Raw genomic sequence first — 14,841 nt, forward strand, 5'->3', positions numbered from 1 at the left:
CTGGGCATAGGGTGATCGGCGGCTACGGGAGATAGCCGCTGTGATGGCAAGCAAGACTGCCGCACAGCGAAGGGGAGGAATAACGTGAACGCAGCGAGGCCACCTGTGGGCCACGCAAAGGCTGTGTGCGTGCAAGCGCGGCAGGCGCCTTTGCTGGATGCCGATACCGCCGCGAACACGGCGGCGTCAGCCTTTGCATCGTGGTCGCGCTGGACGCCTGCGGACCGGGCGCGGGTGATCAGGCAGATGTCTCACGAACTGGATCTTGCGCGTGATGATCTGGTGGACCTCGCCGCAGACGAAGTTGGCGCGTCACGGTCTTGGATCGACTTCAATGTCGATCTTGCAAAGCAGATGTTGGATTTCGCGGCGGGTTTGGCGGTCGAACTTGCTGACCAGCACATCAAGAACCACAAGACGGGCAAGGTTTCGATCGTGCGCCGGCAGGCTGCAGGGGTTTGTCTGGGCATGGTGCCTTGGAATGCCCCGATCACTTTGGGGGTCCGGGCTGTCGCGGGGCCGCTGATCTGCGGCAATACTGTGGTGATGAAAGGGTCAGAGCTTTGTCCCCGGACGCACCAGCGCCTGGTCACGGCCCTGAATGCAGCCGGGCTGCCCGATGGCGTCCTGAACTGTGTCATCAACACACCCGCCGATGCCCACGACACAATGGTCCGCCTGATCGCACATCCCTGTATTCGCCGGATAAACTTTACCGGATCGACCCGCGTCGGGCGTGACGTGGCGATGGAAGCTGCCCGTCATTTGAAACCTGTTCTTTTGGAACTGTCGGGCAAGGCGCCGCTGATCGTTCTGGGCGATGCCGATCTGGATGCTGCGGTTGACGCGGCCTGTTTCGGGGCGTTCTTCAATCAGGGCCAGATCTGCATGTCGACCGAATGGATCATCGTGGTCCAGTCCGTCGCAGATGCGTTCGTGGCCAAGTTCATGGCGCGCCTTGCACGAATGGATGCAGATACGAACCCTGAATTTTTCGGCCCCATGGTTTCACCCGATGCCGCCGAACGAGTGCACGGATTGATCGAAGACGCCGTGTCAAAGGGGGCGCGTCTTGTCGTAGGTGGACGTCTAGATGACGGGGTGCTTCAGCCGACCTTGCTGGACGGCATTTCGTCGAACATGCGGGTGTTTCACGAAGAAGCATTTGGCCCGCTGGCAAGCATCATCCGTGTCTATGACGCGGAAGAGGCGATTTCGATCGCGAACGCATCGGAATTTGGTCTCAACGCCGCTGTCTTCAGCCGCGATATCGCGGCAGGGCAGGCGGTCGCGGATGTGCTGGAATATGGTGTCGTGCAGATCAATGGTCCCTCTGTGCATGACGATCCCGGCATGCCGTTCGGTGGCATGAAGCAAAGCGGGCATGGCCGTTTTGGCGGCAAGAGCGTGATCGATGAATTTACCGAAACCCGCTGGATCGCCACGCATCAAGGCGTGGCCCCGCAGGCGCTGAAGAAACGACCATTGCAACCGGAGGAACATCAATGAACCGCAGACCTTTCCTGAAACTTGTCAGTGCCTTGGCAATCGCAAGCGCCATTTCGGCCACCGCCGCCAGCGCCGAAACCATCCGCATCGGTGCCGTGGCACCGAAAACCGGCGGGCTGGCCGGCGGTGCGACCGTTACCCAGTGGCCGACCATTTATCTGTGGGTCGATCAGGTCAATGCCGCGGGCGGTCTGAACGTCGACGGTGAACAGATGATGATCGAACTGATCGAATACGACGATCAGACCAACCCCGGTGAGACGATCAAGGCCGTGCAGCGTCTGGCTACGCAGGACGAAGCGCACTTTATCATCGCACCTTATGGCACTGGTCTGAACCTTGCGGCAGCACCGCTGTTCGACCGCTACGGATATCCGCAAATTGCAGTGTCTGCGATCACTGACCAGCAGCCCGAACTGTCCGACCAGTTTCCGAATATGTTTTTCACTTTGGGAACCACGACAGCGCTGGCGGCTGATCTTGTCGGCGTGTTGACGGACATGCGTGAAGCCGGCCAGCTGGGCAACCGCGTGGCGATGGTCAACGTGGCCGATGCGTTTGGAATCGAACTTGCGACGGCAGCCAAGCCCCTGTTCCTCGAAGCCGGGTTCGAGCTGGTCTACGAGACCTCTTACCCCTTGGGCACACAGGATCTTTCTCCGGTGATCAAGGGTGCCGCAGCGGCAGAGCCTGACGCGTTCGTCGCATGGTCCTATCCGCCCGACACATTCGGTCTGACCGAACAGGCGATGATCGAAATCCTTGACGTGCAGGCGTTCTATACAGCGGTCGCCACACCCTTTCCGGGCTATGGCGCACGGTTCGGTGCCGCAGCCGAAGGCGTTCTGGGCGCGGGCGGGGTCAATCCCAACAGCCCCGCATTCCAAGAATACGCCGAAGCGCACATGGCGGTGACAGGGGCCGCGCCAGATTATTGGGCGTCGGCCACGACCTATGCTTCGCTCGAAATTCTGGCGCAATCGATCGAGGCCGTCGGACTGGATCGCGAGGCAGTGTCCGACCACCTGCGCGAGGCGAGCTTTGAGACGATCCTTGGGCCGATTGCCTTTGATGAAAACAATTCCAACCCGGACTTCTGGACCGTGGGCCAGTGGCAGGACGGCGTGTTCGTCGGCGTGGCGTCGCGCGGGCGCGACGGCACCGCACCGGTCATCCTGAAAGACGGCTGGGACTAAACCCCAATGCGGGGTGGCACGTTCGGCGTCGCCCCGCACCCATTTCCGCAAAGGACCTGCACCCTTGGATATTCTGATCACAGGCATACTGCTGGGCGGCACCTACGCGTTGATCGCGATGGGCCTGAACCTGCAATACGGTGTCGCGCGGATCATGAATCTGGCCAATGGCGAGATTCTGGTGGCGGGGGGCTATTTCGCCTTTATCGCCTATGCCTCGCTACAGCTCTCGCCGCTGGTGACGATGTTCCTCGTGGCGCCGTTGGCCTTTGCGCTGAATTGGTTGATCTACCGCATCATGCTGCAACCGCTCGTGAACCGCGCCAGAACGCGTGGCCAACTGGAAACGGACAGTATCCTTGCGACCTTTGGACTATCGTTCATCGGTGTGGGGCTGATGCTCAGCTTTTTCGGGGGCGACTATTTTTCCTACAGCTTCATGGCCGTCCCGGTAGAGCTGCTGGGCAGCACCTATGGCGCCAACCGCGTCATCGCATTCTGCATGGCCGTCGTGATCTGCGGTGCGCTTTATCTTTGGTTGAACCAGTCCCGCGCGGGGCTGTCGATCCGTGCCATCGCAACGGCACCTGCGTCGGCCCGGCTGGTGGGTATCGACGTGAAACGCCTGTCGGCATTGGCATTTGCCCTTGGCGGGGCGGTCACGGCCGTCGGGGGCGCGTTGATTTCTACCTATCTGACGCTGGATGCATCCACCGGCGTGGTCTTTACACTGAAGGCGCTGATCATCGTCATCATGGGCGGCGTCGGTGACGTGCGCGGCACCATCGTTGCGGCGCTCTTGCTGGGTGTCGTTGAAACAGCGGTCGCCAGCCTGATCGACCCCGGCCTGACCCTTGCTGCAGCCTATATCCTGTTTCTTGGAATACTTCTGTTCCGCCCACAGGGCCTGTTCGGAAAGTCCACCACATGAGCCTGACCGGAGCTGATCTGCGGACCTTGTTTCTGGCCGCGCTTGCGTTGGGCATTTGCGCGCTGCTTCCGTTGTCAGACAGCGGCTATTGGCTGGGTCTGGGCGTGACAATTGCCATGTTCACCGCACTGGCGACATCCTGGGCGCTGTTTTCCGGGCCGACCCACTACATCAGCCTTGCGACGGCGGCATTCTTTGGTGTGGGCAGCTATGTCACCGGGCTGGGGATCGACAGCCTGCCGTTCTGGGCGCTGATCGGCGTTGCCGGTGTGATCGGTTCTGTTCTGGCGGCCCTTGTCGGGCTGGCCACGCTGCGGTTGTCGGGCGTGTATTTTGTGATCTTCACGTTGGGACTGGCAGAACTGGTCCGGCAGGTCATCACATGGGTCCAGAACAACAGCGGTCAAAAGGGGCTTTATGTCCTGACTGATCTGGACGAGGCGGGCATCTACTGGTGGCTTCTGGGGCTGGTGGCGGCTGTGTTCCTGACAGGATGGCTGATCGGGCGGTCGCGGCTTGGTTTTGCGCTGCGGATCATCGGTGATGACGAAACGGTCGCGGCCCATTCCGGCATCAACACCGCGTTGGCAAAAGTGTTGCTGTTCATGGTGCCGGGCGCTGTCGCGGCCATGACGGGCGCCATTCTTGCACCGCGCTATGTCTATATCGAACCCTCGCTGGCCTTCGCACCGATCCTGTCGTTCCAGGTGGTGATCATGGCGCTTCTGGGCGGGGCATCGCGCCTGTGGGGGCCGCTTGTGGGGGTGATCCCGTTCACGTTCCTGCTGGAAGCGGTATCGGCCAATTTTCCAAATCAATCGACGCTGGTGATCGGTATCGCGTTCCTGATCATCGTCTATTTCCTGCCCAAGGGTTTTGTCGGTCTTCTGGACAGGCTGACGTCCCGCGCGGGCCGCAGGGGGGACGCATAACATGGCAAGACCGGTTCTTTCCCTGAACGGTGTGACGAAGCGTTTCGGCGGGCTGACGGCCGTCAACGCAATGAATTTCGATGTGGCAGAGCATGAGGTGGTGGGGCTTCTTGGGCCGAACGGGTCGGGCAAGTCCACGACACTGAACCTGATTTCCGGTGCGTTGCCACTGACTGCGGGGCAGGTGTCGCTTTGGGGCGACCGGATTTCGGGCTTGCCCGCACAGACCATCACCCGCAAAGGGGTCAGCCGGACGTTTCAACTGGTGCGTTTGCTGCCGTCCATGAACGTCCGTGAAAACGTCGTGGCGGGTGCCGTTTTCGGGCATCGCAGGCGCTGGGGGGCAGAGGCGCGGGACCATGCCGATCGCCTACTTGAACAGGTCGGACTGGGCGGCAAGGGCGATATGGCCGTCGGGCAACTGACCTATATCGACACCAAGCGGGTTGAACTGGCCCGCACGCTTGCCAGCGATCCCAAGGTGCTTTTGCTTGATGAATGGCTGGCGGGCCTGAACCCGACAGAGCTGCAGATCGGAATCGGGCTGATCCGGTCGCTGCGCGACGAGGGCCGCACCGTCATTCTGGTCGAACACGTCATGGATGCAATCCGGTCCCTGTGCGACCGCTGCGTTGTCATGGCTGCTGGGGCCAAGATTGCCGAAGGCTCACCCACCGAAGTCCTGTCCGACAAAGAGGTCATCCGCGCCTATCTGGGAGACGACGATGCTTGAACTATCCGATGTCAGCGTCCGCTACGGCCAGCACAGGGCGCTGGATCATGCGTCGGTCCGGGTGGACAAGGGCGAAATCGTGGTCATCCTTGGTGCGAATGGTGCGGGTAAATCCACGCTTTTGAAAGCCGCGAGCGGGATCTGTGAGGGTATTGTTCAGGGACGTATCCAGCTTGATGGCACGGATCTGACAACGTTGTCGCCCAACAGGATTGTCGATGCCGGTCTGGCCCTTGTGCCAGAAGGACGGGGTGTGTTTCCAGACCTGACGGTGCGCGAGAACCTGACGCTTGGGGCCTATTCCCGGCGCGCGCGCGATGACGAGGCCCTGACGCTGGACCGCGTCTATACGCTTTTCCCAAAGCTGCGCGAGCGTGAAAAACAGACAGTGCGGACCATGTCCGGGGGTGAGCAGCAGATGGTTGCGATCGGTCGCGCCATGATGTCGAACCCGACCATTTTGACACTGGACGAGCCGTCACTTGGCCTGTCACCGCTTTTGTCAAAAGAGTTGTTTCAGAACCTCGCAAAGGTGCGCGATCTGGGGATCGGTGTGCTGATGGTCGAACAGAACGCCAAACAATCGCTGGCCATCGCGGACCGTTGCTACCTGATCGAAAATGCCAGCGTGGTGCACGAAGATACCGCCGCAAACATGATGCAGGACCCTGCGGTGCAGGCGGCCTATCTGGGGGCAGGCAGCAGCGCGCCACCGGCGACGCAGACAGCACCTGCCGTCCTGCCCACGCCCGAACCTGCGTCCTTTGCGATCAAGCCGCGTAGCCAACAGACGCTTTCGGCCGATGCGGTCCTTGGCCGGTCCGTGGCCGATCTGGTGTCAGCGGCCAGCCAGCAAAGCATCGACGTCACCGCACGCCAGCGTCCGGGTGCTGCAACCACTGCGCGGGTTCCGACTGACCGGCTGGCCGCGGTGATGGGTGAAATCGAACGCGCCGCGCAGGCTGCCCGCAATCGCCCCAGAATGACCGCCCCCAAGCGCGGCGCGCCGGGGCCCGTGGCCGATCAGCCGACCGCTGCTGCCAAACCGCCCCCCGTCATCGAAGTCTACCGCGCGCCGCGGGTCGAAGTGTATCGCCGCCAACCCGGTGGCAGTGAATTTGAAAGGTCCTGAAATGCTCGACAATCGTTCGCAGATCAAAGGTATGTATATCGGCGGTGAATGGGTCCAAAGCCCGCGCACCTTCGATGACATGAACCCCTCGACCGGCGCCGTCTGGGCGCAGGTGCCCGACGGTGGACGCAGCGAAACCCGCGACGCCATCGCAGCGGCTCAGGCTGCCTTTCCGGCTTGGGCTGCACTGCATTTTCAGGACCGTGCGCGGTTCCTGCTGAAAGCCGCCGACGTGTGGGAACGGCGCAAGATGGAATTCGTGGCCGCAGCGCAGGCGGAAGGCGGCGGATGGTTCGGAAAAGGCATGTTCGAAGCAGGCTATGTGCCCGAAGTTTTCCGCGCGGCAGCCGCCATGTGTTATAATGCGGTCGGCGAAATGCTCCCCTCTCAGCACGGCAAGGTGTCGATGGTGGAACGGGTGCCGATGGGTGTCGTCGGTGTCATCAGCCCGTGGAACATGCCGGGAATTCTGACATCGCGCGGCTTTGCCTTTCCGCTTGCGGCGGGCAACACGATCGTCCTGAAACCTTCCGAAGACACACCCTATGCAGGTGGCCTGTTCTTTGCCGAAGTGCTGGAAGAGGCGGGCGTGCCAAAGGGTGTTTTCAACGTCATCACCTGTTCACGCGAACGGGTCAGCGAAATGGGCGACGAATTGGTCGAAAACCCGCTGGTCAAGGGGATTTCCTTTACCGGATCGACGCCCGTCGGACGACAGATCGCGGCCAAGGCGGGTGCCCACCTGAAAAAGGCTTGTGTGGAATTGGGCGGCAAGGACAGCCTGATCGTTCTGGAAGATGCCGACATGGAACGTGCCACGTCAGCGGCCAGTTTCGGCGCCTTTATGCATCAGGGGCAAATCTGCATGTCAGTGGAAAAGGTGCTTGTGCAAGAAAGCATCTATCCTGATTTCCTGCGTCAGTTCGTGGCGCGGGCGGCCAAGCTGAAAACCGGTGATACCGCTGACAAGGACAACGTCATCGGGCCGCTGATCAACGACCGGCAGGTCGCGCGGGTAAAATTCCAGATCGAGGATGCGCTGGCCAAGGGGGCGAAGGCCGTCTTGGGTGGGCGTGTCTGGGACCGTTTCGTCGAACCGACGATCCTGACGAACGTGACCCCCGACATGGCTGTCTGGCAGGACGAGACGTTCGGCCCTGTGGCCGTCGTTGTGCCGTTCAAGACCGATGCCGAAGCCATCGCATTGAACAATGATACGGAATACGGACTAAGCTCTGGGATCATCAGCGCTGACGAACATCGCGCGCTGGACATGTCGCGCAAGCTGCAAACCGGCATGTGTCACGTCAACTGCTCGTCTGTAAACGATGAACCGCACGTGCCTTTTGGTGGCAGCAAGGCGTCTGGTGTCGGCAAGCATGGCGGCAAATGGTCGATGGAGACCTTTACCGAAACCCGCTGGATCACACTGGATCGTGGCGGGCGTCCTTTCCCGCCGGTGTTTTAAGATGGGCTGGGAAAGGGCACCGTTGCTAAAGGGCAAAACCATCGTCGTTACCGGCTCTGCGTCGGGCATCGGTCAGGAAACGGCACGCGTCTGCACCGCCATGGGGGCAAAGGTCCTTGGCGTGGACGTGACCAAAAAGTTCGACCATGTCGAAGAATTCTATCGCGCCGATCTGTCCGACGGGGCCACGATTGATGCCTTGATCGACGTGCTGCCCAATGGGATCGACGGTATCGCGAATATCGCGGGCCTGCCGCCCACCGCACCGGCGCAAAAGGTACTTGCCGTGAACCTGTTCGGGCTCAAACATCTGACACTTGGCCTGATCCCAAAGCTGAACGATGGCGCCAGCATCGTGAACCTTGCGTCGCTTGCTGGTTTCGGCTGGCCGGATGCGATTGCCGCCATCCGTGCCAGCGAAGGGGTCCATGTGGACGACGCGGCCCGGTTTGCCGCCGATCACCAGATCACCAGCGAAGGCGGGCGCAGCTATTTCTTTTCCAAAGAGGCGCTGATTGCCTGGACGATGCAGAACCGCTGGACCTGGCGTGACCGCGACATCCGCATGAACAGCGTCAGCCCCGGTCCGGTGGACACGCCGATCCTTGGTGATTTCATCGAAACGCTTGGCGCGCGGGCCGAAGAGGACATGCGCACCATGGATCGGCCCGGAACACCCGCCGATCTGGCCCCGATCGTGGCCTTCCTGCTGTCTGACATGACGCGCTGGATCAGGGGCACCAACATTCCGGCCGACGGCGGCATGTCATCAAATATCCTGTGCGACATGCACGGGCTGTCATCTTAAGGGAGGCCACATCATGGCTGCACTTGCTTGGATCATCATTCTTCTGGTCGTCGTGGCGATCATCATCGCATTGGCTGCGTCATTCTATCAAAGGGCAAGCAACGAAGTTGCCTTGGTCCGCACCGGCCTTGGCGGGCGGCGCGTCGTGGTCGACGGGGGCACCATCGCTGTCCCCTATTTTCACGAAATCAACAGGGTCAACATGCAGACCCTGCGCATGGACGTGGCGCGATCTGGTGAATCGTCACTCATTACCAAGGATCGGCTGCGGGTCGATGTGGGTGCGGAATTCTACGCCAGCGTGACACCCAACGACGATGCGGTCACGCGTGCAGCGCAGACGCTTGGTAAACGCGTGTTCCAGCCGGACCAGTTGAAAAGCCTGATCGACGGCATGATGATCGACGCGCTGCGTTCGGTCGCGGCGCGGATGACGATGGATGAATTGCACGAAAACCGCGCGAGTTTCGTCAAGGAGGTGCGCGAGAGTCTGACCGATACGCTTGCGACCTATGGTCTGCAGCTTGATTCCGTGTCGCTGACCGCATTGGACCAGACGCCCTTTGCCTCGCTTGACGAAAACAACGCGTTCAACGCGGTCGGGATGCGCAAGCTGGCCGAAATCATCGCCAAATCCAAAAAGGAGCGGGCAGAGATCGAAGGCGACAGTCAGGTCAGCGTCGCACGCACGGCGATGGAATCCGAACGCCGCAAGCTTGAGATCAACCTGGAACAGCGCCGCGCCGAAATTGCGCAAACGCAAGAGGTGGAAACCCTGATCGCGGCGCAATTGTCCGAAATCGCCGCGCGGAAGGCCGATAGCGAACGATCCGCCGCAAAGTCCCGCATCCAGATGGAGCAGGATATCGCCGCCGCCGATATCGCCAAAGAGCAGACACTGCGCGAAGCAGAAATCGCACAGGCGCTGGCGCTTGAAATGGCCGAGCAGAACCGCGCCATCGCATTCGCGGCAAAGTCGCAAGAGGAAAGCAAAGCGCACGCCGAGGCCGATGTCGCACGGATCGACGCCGTTCAAGCCGCCGAAGCTGTGCAGACCGCCCGCCAGATGGCAGAGGCAGAGCGGCGCAAGGCACTGGCCCTTTTGGCGGCGCATGAACAAGCCGAAGCCACCGCCGCCCGCGCCCGGATCACCGCAGCATCGGACAAGGCGACGGCTGCCGACAAGGCGGCTGCAAAGCGCGAAGAAGCCGAAGCGCTCAAAGCCATGCGGCTGGCCGAGACTGAGGCGAACCTTGCCCAGATCAACGCCGAAAATGCGCGGTCCGCGGCACAGGTCGCGATGGAACTGGAACTTGCCCGGCTAAAGGCCATGCCGCAGATCATCGCCGAGATGGTCAAGCCTGCGGAAAAGATCAAGGGCATCTCGATCAACCACGTGTCCGGACTTGGCCGCACCGGCCAAGACGCCGGCAGTGCGACATCGCCGGTGACGCAAACTGTGGATGCGATCCTTGATATGGCGGTTTCGTTGCCCGCCATGAAAAAGCTCGGTGACTCAATCGGTGTCAACATGGATGTCGTGGTTCCGGGCCCAAAACAAAAACCGATCCCGGACGATCAGTGACGCCGCAGGTTGCCCCGGTGATCCACACAGCCCTAACCACGTTTTTTTGGCAAAGGTGCAGGCGAAAGCCCGGGGGGCTTCAGCCTTACGACGCCACCAGCGGCGTGCTGGCAGCGATGGACCAGGCAAGGATGATGCCAAGACACAGACCCACCGAAACCGGGTCACTGCGTCTGCGGACCCAGCCACCTGCGACCCCGTAAACCAGCCAAAACAAAAGCATCACAGGAAGCACTGTGAATGCGATTCCCAGTGTCGGTGCGATCAGCATCGCGCAAAGGAGTGTCAGCAGGGGCAATATCCGCTGGACTGTCGATGCGATCCAACCAGACCGCGCAATGACCAATGCGTCCGCCACGCAATAGGGGACGGTTCCGATCATCAGCACCAACATGATCCACAGCCGCGTCCCGACAGGGACGAATGCCGCCCCGTAGCGGTCCAGCGCCAAGGCAAAGATGCAAAGACCCCAGAACAGGAAAATGGCAAGCGGCAAGAGGTGAATGCGAGATGAGCGCACACCGATGCGCCACAAAAGTGCCAGCTGGATCGCGCCCCACGCGCCAAAGAAGACTGCCAAAGCACCAAATGCGAATAGACCGCCAGCGCCGGGCGGGATCACGACTGCGGCCAATAGTGCGGGCGCGACCGGTGCTGCAAGGATCAGGATGACCCTGCGCCCGATTGGCGCCGGTTGTGCCATGGGTGGACCCACAACTTTGCTCAGCGGCCACATCACTGCCACCAGTGCGACCAACAACGCCACAAGCCAGGGTGCGATACGCGGAAGCGGACCGGCCGATGCGTGATCCGTTGCCGCCGCGATCCATTCACGCACTTCGGTCAACGTGAACGCACTGTAAAGCACGCCGACATGACCAACCCAAGGGGCCGCCACCGCGCGGCGTTCGACCGGGCCGTCCGTGACCGTCACCCCTTCTTTTGCGTCGGGTTCGAGCTGTCGCAGGCGGTCAACTGCGACCTCGCGCAGCCGGTCCTCTTGTGCACCGGATACGATCAGCAGCCGCGGGGGAGAGTCCGGCGTGACAGCGTCGGAATACATCGAGATTGCAACGACCGCCGCGACATCATCGATCCGGTCTGCCGCACGGATCACCACGTCCGTCGCCATCGAATGGCCGACCAGCGACACTGGCCCCGTGACGCCCGGCAGGCCGCGTGCCGCCTGTGCGACGGCGACAGTCTGCTCTACCAGTCGGGCGGTCGCGCCCGCGACCGATGTCACGTCGCCCGTCATCGGATCCGTGTTGCGCCCATGACCGCGGAAATCAAACGCCGCAACGACAAAACCCGCGCGCGCCAAGGTGATCGAGATCGGCTGCATCATCTGGCGCGACCCGGCGTAGCCATGCGCGACAATCACAAGCGGGCCATCTGCGATCTCATAGGACCGCCAGATCGTAACCGGCGTCGAGGCGAGGATCAGGCGCTCGGACGAAACGCCGATGCGCTGACGTTCCAGCATGACAACAGACAGCACGGCGACAAGCACTGCCGCCATCGCAAAGACCCAGGTTGTCGTCCGCTTTATCCGCATCTGTCCAAACATAGCGCCGTATCAGCCGAGGGTAAGCGCGATATTAGACGCTCCACTGGCGCGCTTTTGGGCGACACAGTGCGCGGCCCATCACAAGCCGATGAAACGCACGCCTTCCATCTGGGCGATGCGGGCCACGTCTTCTTCGTACAGGTCGGACAATTCCGTAATGTCCTCTGCGGTCATACCGGGCAGGTCCACGACTTCTTCGATTTCTTCGGCGATGGCGTATTTGTCCAGAAACGCCGCGATCACCCGACGCTTTTGCGAAATCGTTTTGGGCGGATGTGCGTTCAGGTAATTGATATAACGGTTCATGCCCTCGCTTGACATGATCGTGGCCAGCAGATCATGCGGGCCGTTGATTTTTGTGCCCTGTGGCAGACCCGTCAGGGCGATCACCAGTTCATCCCATATCATCGGGGTGTCCTCGTTGCACCAGACCGTCAGGGTGATGTGCGGTGCCACCTGCAAAATGCGGCTGACCAGATCCGACCAGCGTACCTCGTGCGGGTCTTTGCCCTGCATGAACGCGTCAAACGTATCCATGTTTGATCTGGCAAAGGCATCGGGCAGAAATGCCGCCGGATCGCGGATCGCAAGGAACAGGTCCAGATCGTCCTGCGGGAACAATTGCAACATGCCCTGCAGCTTGAATTCAGCCTGGGCATACAGGATGCCGTTTTCGAAAATGCGGTTGGGAATACAGATAAAGTTCGAATTGCTCAGCACCAGCCGGTCCGGGGATTCGTCCGGCACGATCGCATCAAGGATGATCTGACGCGTGTCGGGGGCAGGGGGCTGGCCGTTCAGGTTCTGGATCGTTTCGCGCAGGATCCGGCGGTATTTGCCCGGACCGGGGGCCGCGATCCCGTGTTCACCCAAAATCGCCCCGTTCTTGAGGATCGTGCGGACCAGCCGATCTTCGTCAGTGCAGTTGGCACCAAGGTGTAAAGCGATTTCCATCAAATGACCTGTTTTTTGTCTTTGGCAATATGTCGCAATATAACGGGAAATCTGGACAGCGAAACCGGTATCGGATAGCGCAGTTTCATGTCCGACCAAACTGCTCAGATATTGGACCGCCCGAAAGGCCGCCGCGCATGGGCGGTCGATCCCTGGTCCCTTGGCGCGCTGCTGATCGCTATCGTGGTGCTGGCACCGCTGGTGGCCGTGGTCTGGTTCGCGTTCAACCCGACCCAGAACATCTGGCCACACCTGTTGTCGACGACCTTGCCACGTTATCTGGCCAATACCGCAATACTGATGGCGGGCACCGGTCTGTTGACGGGAGTGGTCGGCACCTGCTGCGCGTGGCTGGTCGTGATGTATCGCTTTCCGGGGCACGGCTGGCTGCAATGGGCGCTGCTGATGCCGCTGGCGGTGCCGGCCTACGTGGGTGCCTATGCGCTGGTCGATTTTCTGGAATATGCCGGACCCGTGCAAACCGCGCTGCGCGACACGTTCGGCTGGGCCACGTCGCGCGATTACTGGTTTCCGAAAATCCGCACCCGCGAAGCCGCAACCGTGGTCATCGCGGCATCGCTGTATCCGTATGTCTACCTGCTGACCCGCGCCGCGTTCCGCGAACAATCGGGCGCGGGATACGAAGTCGCGCGCGCCCTTGGCGTGGGGCCGTGGGGGCGGTTTGGCCGTGTCGGCCTGCCGCTGGCCCGGCCCGCCATCGCGGCAGGTGTCGCCGTGGTGATGATGGAAACCGTCAACGACTTCGGGACGGTGGATTATTTCGCGGTGCAAACGCTGACGACCGGTATCTTTTCGGTCTGGCGACAGGGCGGCAATCTGGGCGGCGCCGCGCAGATCGCCTGCGTGATCCTGACCGTGATCGTGGTGCTTGTCACACTGGAAAAGAAAAGCCGCAGGCGGGCACGGTTTGCCGCAGGCGCGCGCAACGTGCGCCCGGTGGTGCCCACGCGCCTGACGGGATGGCGCGGCTGGGTCGCCATGCTGATTTGTCTGTTGCCCGTACTGGTGGGTTTCGTGCTGCCGGTGTCGGTCATCGCGTCCCACGCACTGAATGCATCGGAATGGCTGGCACCGGGTCTGGCACAGGCGATGATCCGGACGCTGGCCATCTGTGGCATCGCTGCCGTGGTGGCGGTGCTGGGCGGCGTGTTCATGGTCTATGGCACGCGCCTGTCGGGCCGCCGCCTGCCGCAGCTTCTGCTGCCGGTGACGGCACTTGGCTATGCCGCACCGGGCGCCGTGCTGGCCTTGGGGATTCTTGTGCCGCTGGCGGCCTTTGACAACAGCCTTGCCGATCTGGTGCTGGCGGTGACGGGCACCGATCCCGGCCTGATGCTGACGGGAAGCGCGGGGGTTGTGGTGCTGGCCTATGTGGTGCGGTTCTTTGCGATTTCCGAAGGCAGCGCCGATGCCGCATTGGGGCGCATTCCTGTCAGCCTGCCGATGGCCGCGCGGTCACTGGGCAAGACGGCGGGCCAGACGCTGGCCCGCGTGCATGTGCCGATGATCCGCGCCAGCATCGGATCGGCCCTGTTGCTGACTTTTGTCGATGCGGTCAAGGAATTGCCCGCCACGTTGATGCTGTACCGGCACGACACCCTGTCCACGCGGGTCTATGCCAAGGCGTCTCTCGAAGATATCGGCGGCGCTGCACCTGCCGCCCTGATCATCTGCGGCGTGGGTCTGTGCGCCGTTCTGCTGCTGGCCCGCGCCAACCGCTAAGCGATCGCAAGTTTTCGCGTTTCAGGCGCACAGCCGGGCTTGCGTTTTCCTGTGGTCGTTTTTATAGCACCCACAACGGCAGGCCCAAGGCCCGCCCGGCCCCTATAGCTCAGCTGGTAGAGCAACTGATTTGTAATCAGTAGGTCCGCGGTTCGAGTCCGTGTGGGGGCACCAAAATTACACAATAAAAACAATTACTTACGGCAATTTCGGGGTCGCACTGGCAGTTCTCGCTTCGGTCAAACACAGTATAAGTACCGAATTTGTGCCGAGAACGGTT

The 14,841-nt window shown here is 61.4% G+C and carries 12 protein-coding genes and 1 tRNA gene; 11 read left to right on the forward strand and 2 right to left on the reverse strand.

Features of this window, described 5'->3' with window-relative positions:
- Positions 1 to 129: 129 nt before the first annotated feature.
- The 9 genes from GZH79_RS04895 to GZH79_RS04935 all read left to right on the forward strand — a co-directional run bounded on the left by GZH79_RS04895 (position 130) and on the right by GZH79_RS04935 (position 10,294).
- Positions 130 to 1,509, forward strand: coding sequence for an aldehyde dehydrogenase family protein (locus GZH79_RS04895; protein ID WP_349291160.1), 1,380 nt, complete (start codon positions 130 to 132; stop codon positions 1,507 to 1,509).
- Complete coding sequence (locus tag GZH79_RS04900; protein ID WP_211642460.1) at positions 1,506 to 2,705, forward strand: amino acid ABC transporter substrate-binding protein; 1,200 nt, start codon at positions 1,506 to 1,508, stop codon at positions 2,703 to 2,705. Before GZH79_RS04895 ends, GZH79_RS04900 begins: the two co-directional genes overlap by 4 nt.
- A 64-nt stretch (positions 2,706 to 2,769) precedes the next feature.
- The gene (locus GZH79_RS04905; RefSeq protein WP_211642462.1) at positions 2,770 to 3,636 is read left to right on the forward strand and encodes a branched-chain amino acid ABC transporter permease; all 867 of its coding nucleotides are present in this window, start codon (positions 2,770 to 2,772) and stop codon (positions 3,634 to 3,636) included.
- A complete protein-coding gene (locus tag GZH79_RS04910; RefSeq protein ID WP_211642464.1) occupies positions 3,633 to 4,568 on the forward strand; it encodes a branched-chain amino acid ABC transporter permease in 936 nt (311 codons plus the stop codon). The genes GZH79_RS04905 and GZH79_RS04910 overlap by 4 nt, the downstream gene beginning before the upstream one ends.
- Before the next feature lies 1 nt (position 4,569).
- Positions 4,570 to 5,301 (forward strand): ABC transporter ATP-binding protein, encoded by a 732-nt coding sequence (locus GZH79_RS04915; RefSeq protein WP_211642466.1) that lies wholly within the window; start codon positions 4,570 to 4,572, stop codon positions 5,299 to 5,301.
- Entirely contained in the window at positions 5,294 to 6,433 is a 1,140-nt protein-coding gene (locus GZH79_RS04920) for an ABC transporter ATP-binding protein (RefSeq protein ID WP_211642468.1), read from the forward strand. Before GZH79_RS04915 ends, GZH79_RS04920 begins: the two co-directional genes overlap by 8 nt.
- Before the next feature lies 1 nt (position 6,434).
- Positions 6,435 to 7,901, forward strand: coding sequence for an aldehyde dehydrogenase family protein (locus tag GZH79_RS04925; RefSeq protein WP_211642476.1), 1,467 nt, complete (start codon positions 6,435 to 6,437; stop codon positions 7,899 to 7,901).
- Position 7,902: 1 nt separating this feature from the next.
- The gene (locus GZH79_RS04930; RefSeq protein WP_211642478.1) at positions 7,903 to 8,709 is read left to right on the forward strand and encodes a coniferyl-alcohol dehydrogenase; all 807 of its coding nucleotides are present in this window, start codon (positions 7,903 to 7,905) and stop codon (positions 8,707 to 8,709) included.
- A 13-nt stretch (positions 8,710 to 8,722) separates the two neighbouring features.
- Entirely contained in the window at positions 8,723 to 10,294 is a 1,572-nt protein-coding gene (locus GZH79_RS04935; RefSeq protein WP_211642480.1) for a flotillin domain-containing protein, read from the forward strand.
- An 85-nt stretch (positions 10,295 to 10,379) separates the two neighbouring features.
- Here GZH79_RS04935 and GZH79_RS04940 read toward each other — a convergent pair whose 3' ends face one another.
- Both GZH79_RS04940 and GZH79_RS04945 read right to left on the reverse strand, forming a co-directional pair.
- Positions 10,380 to 11,816 carry an alpha/beta fold hydrolase gene (locus tag GZH79_RS04940; protein WP_211642482.1) on the reverse strand — a complete coding sequence of 479 codons (1,437 nt, stop codon included), beginning with the start codon at positions 11,814 to 11,816 and terminating at the stop codon, positions 10,380 to 10,382.
- Positions 11,817 to 11,942: 126 nt separating this feature from the next.
- Complete coding sequence (locus GZH79_RS04945; RefSeq protein WP_211642484.1) at positions 11,943 to 12,818, reverse strand: hypothetical protein; 876 nt, start codon at positions 12,816 to 12,818, stop codon at positions 11,943 to 11,945.
- 87 nt (positions 12,819 to 12,905) lie between these two features.
- Here GZH79_RS04945 and GZH79_RS04950 point away from each other — a divergent pair, with 87 nt between their 5' ends.
- Both GZH79_RS04950 and GZH79_RS04955 read left to right on the forward strand, forming a co-directional pair.
- Positions 12,906 to 14,561, forward strand: a complete 1,656-nt coding sequence (locus tag GZH79_RS04950; RefSeq protein WP_211642486.1) for an iron ABC transporter permease — start codon at positions 12,906 to 12,908, stop codon at positions 14,559 to 14,561.
- Between the two features lie 98 nt (positions 14,562 to 14,659).
- Positions 14,660 to 14,735, forward strand: a tRNA-Thr gene (locus GZH79_RS04955).
- The last annotated feature ends 106 nt before the right edge of the window (positions 14,736 to 14,841 follow it).

The sequence above is a fragment of the Loktanella sp. SALINAS62 genome (assembly GCF_018263905.1).
Classification (GTDB): Bacteria; Pseudomonadota; Alphaproteobacteria; order Rhodobacterales; family Rhodobacteraceae; genus Loktanella.

Bases quoted from the DNA above. Each gene is read 5' to 3' on its own strand.
- GZH79_RS04900 (WP_211642460.1), top strand. From the start codon at position 1,506: ATGAACCGCAGACCTTTCCTGAAACTTGTCAGTGCCTTGGCAATCGCA.
- GZH79_RS04910 (WP_211642464.1), top strand. From the start codon at position 3,633: ATGAGCCTGACCGGAGCTGATCTGCGGACCTTGTTTCTGGCCGCGCTT.
- GZH79_RS04915 (WP_211642466.1), top strand. From the start codon at position 4,570: ATGGCAAGACCGGTTCTTTCCCTGAACGGTGTGACGAAGCGTTTCGGC.
- GZH79_RS04920 (WP_211642468.1), top strand. From the start codon at position 5,294: ATGCTTGAACTATCCGATGTCAGCGTCCGCTACGGCCAGCACAGGGCG.
- GZH79_RS04925 (WP_211642476.1), top strand. From the start codon at position 6,435: ATGCTCGACAATCGTTCGCAGATCAAAGGTATGTATATCGGCGGTGAA.
- GZH79_RS04930 (WP_211642478.1), top strand. From the start codon at position 7,903: ATGGGCTGGGAAAGGGCACCGTTGCTAAAGGGCAAAACCATCGTCGTT.
- GZH79_RS04935 (WP_211642480.1), top strand. From the start codon at position 8,723: ATGGCTGCACTTGCTTGGATCATCATTCTTCTGGTCGTCGTGGCGATC.
- GZH79_RS04940 (WP_211642482.1), bottom strand. From the start codon at position 11,816: ATGGCGGCAGTGCTTGTCGCCGTGCTGTCTGTTGTCATGCTGGAACGT.
- GZH79_RS04945 (WP_211642484.1), bottom strand. From the start codon at position 12,818: ATGGAAATCGCTTTACACCTTGGTGCCAACTGCACTGACGAAGATCGG.
- GZH79_RS04950 (WP_211642486.1), top strand. From the start codon at position 12,906: ATGTCCGACCAAACTGCTCAGATATTGGACCGCCCGAAAGGCCGCCGC.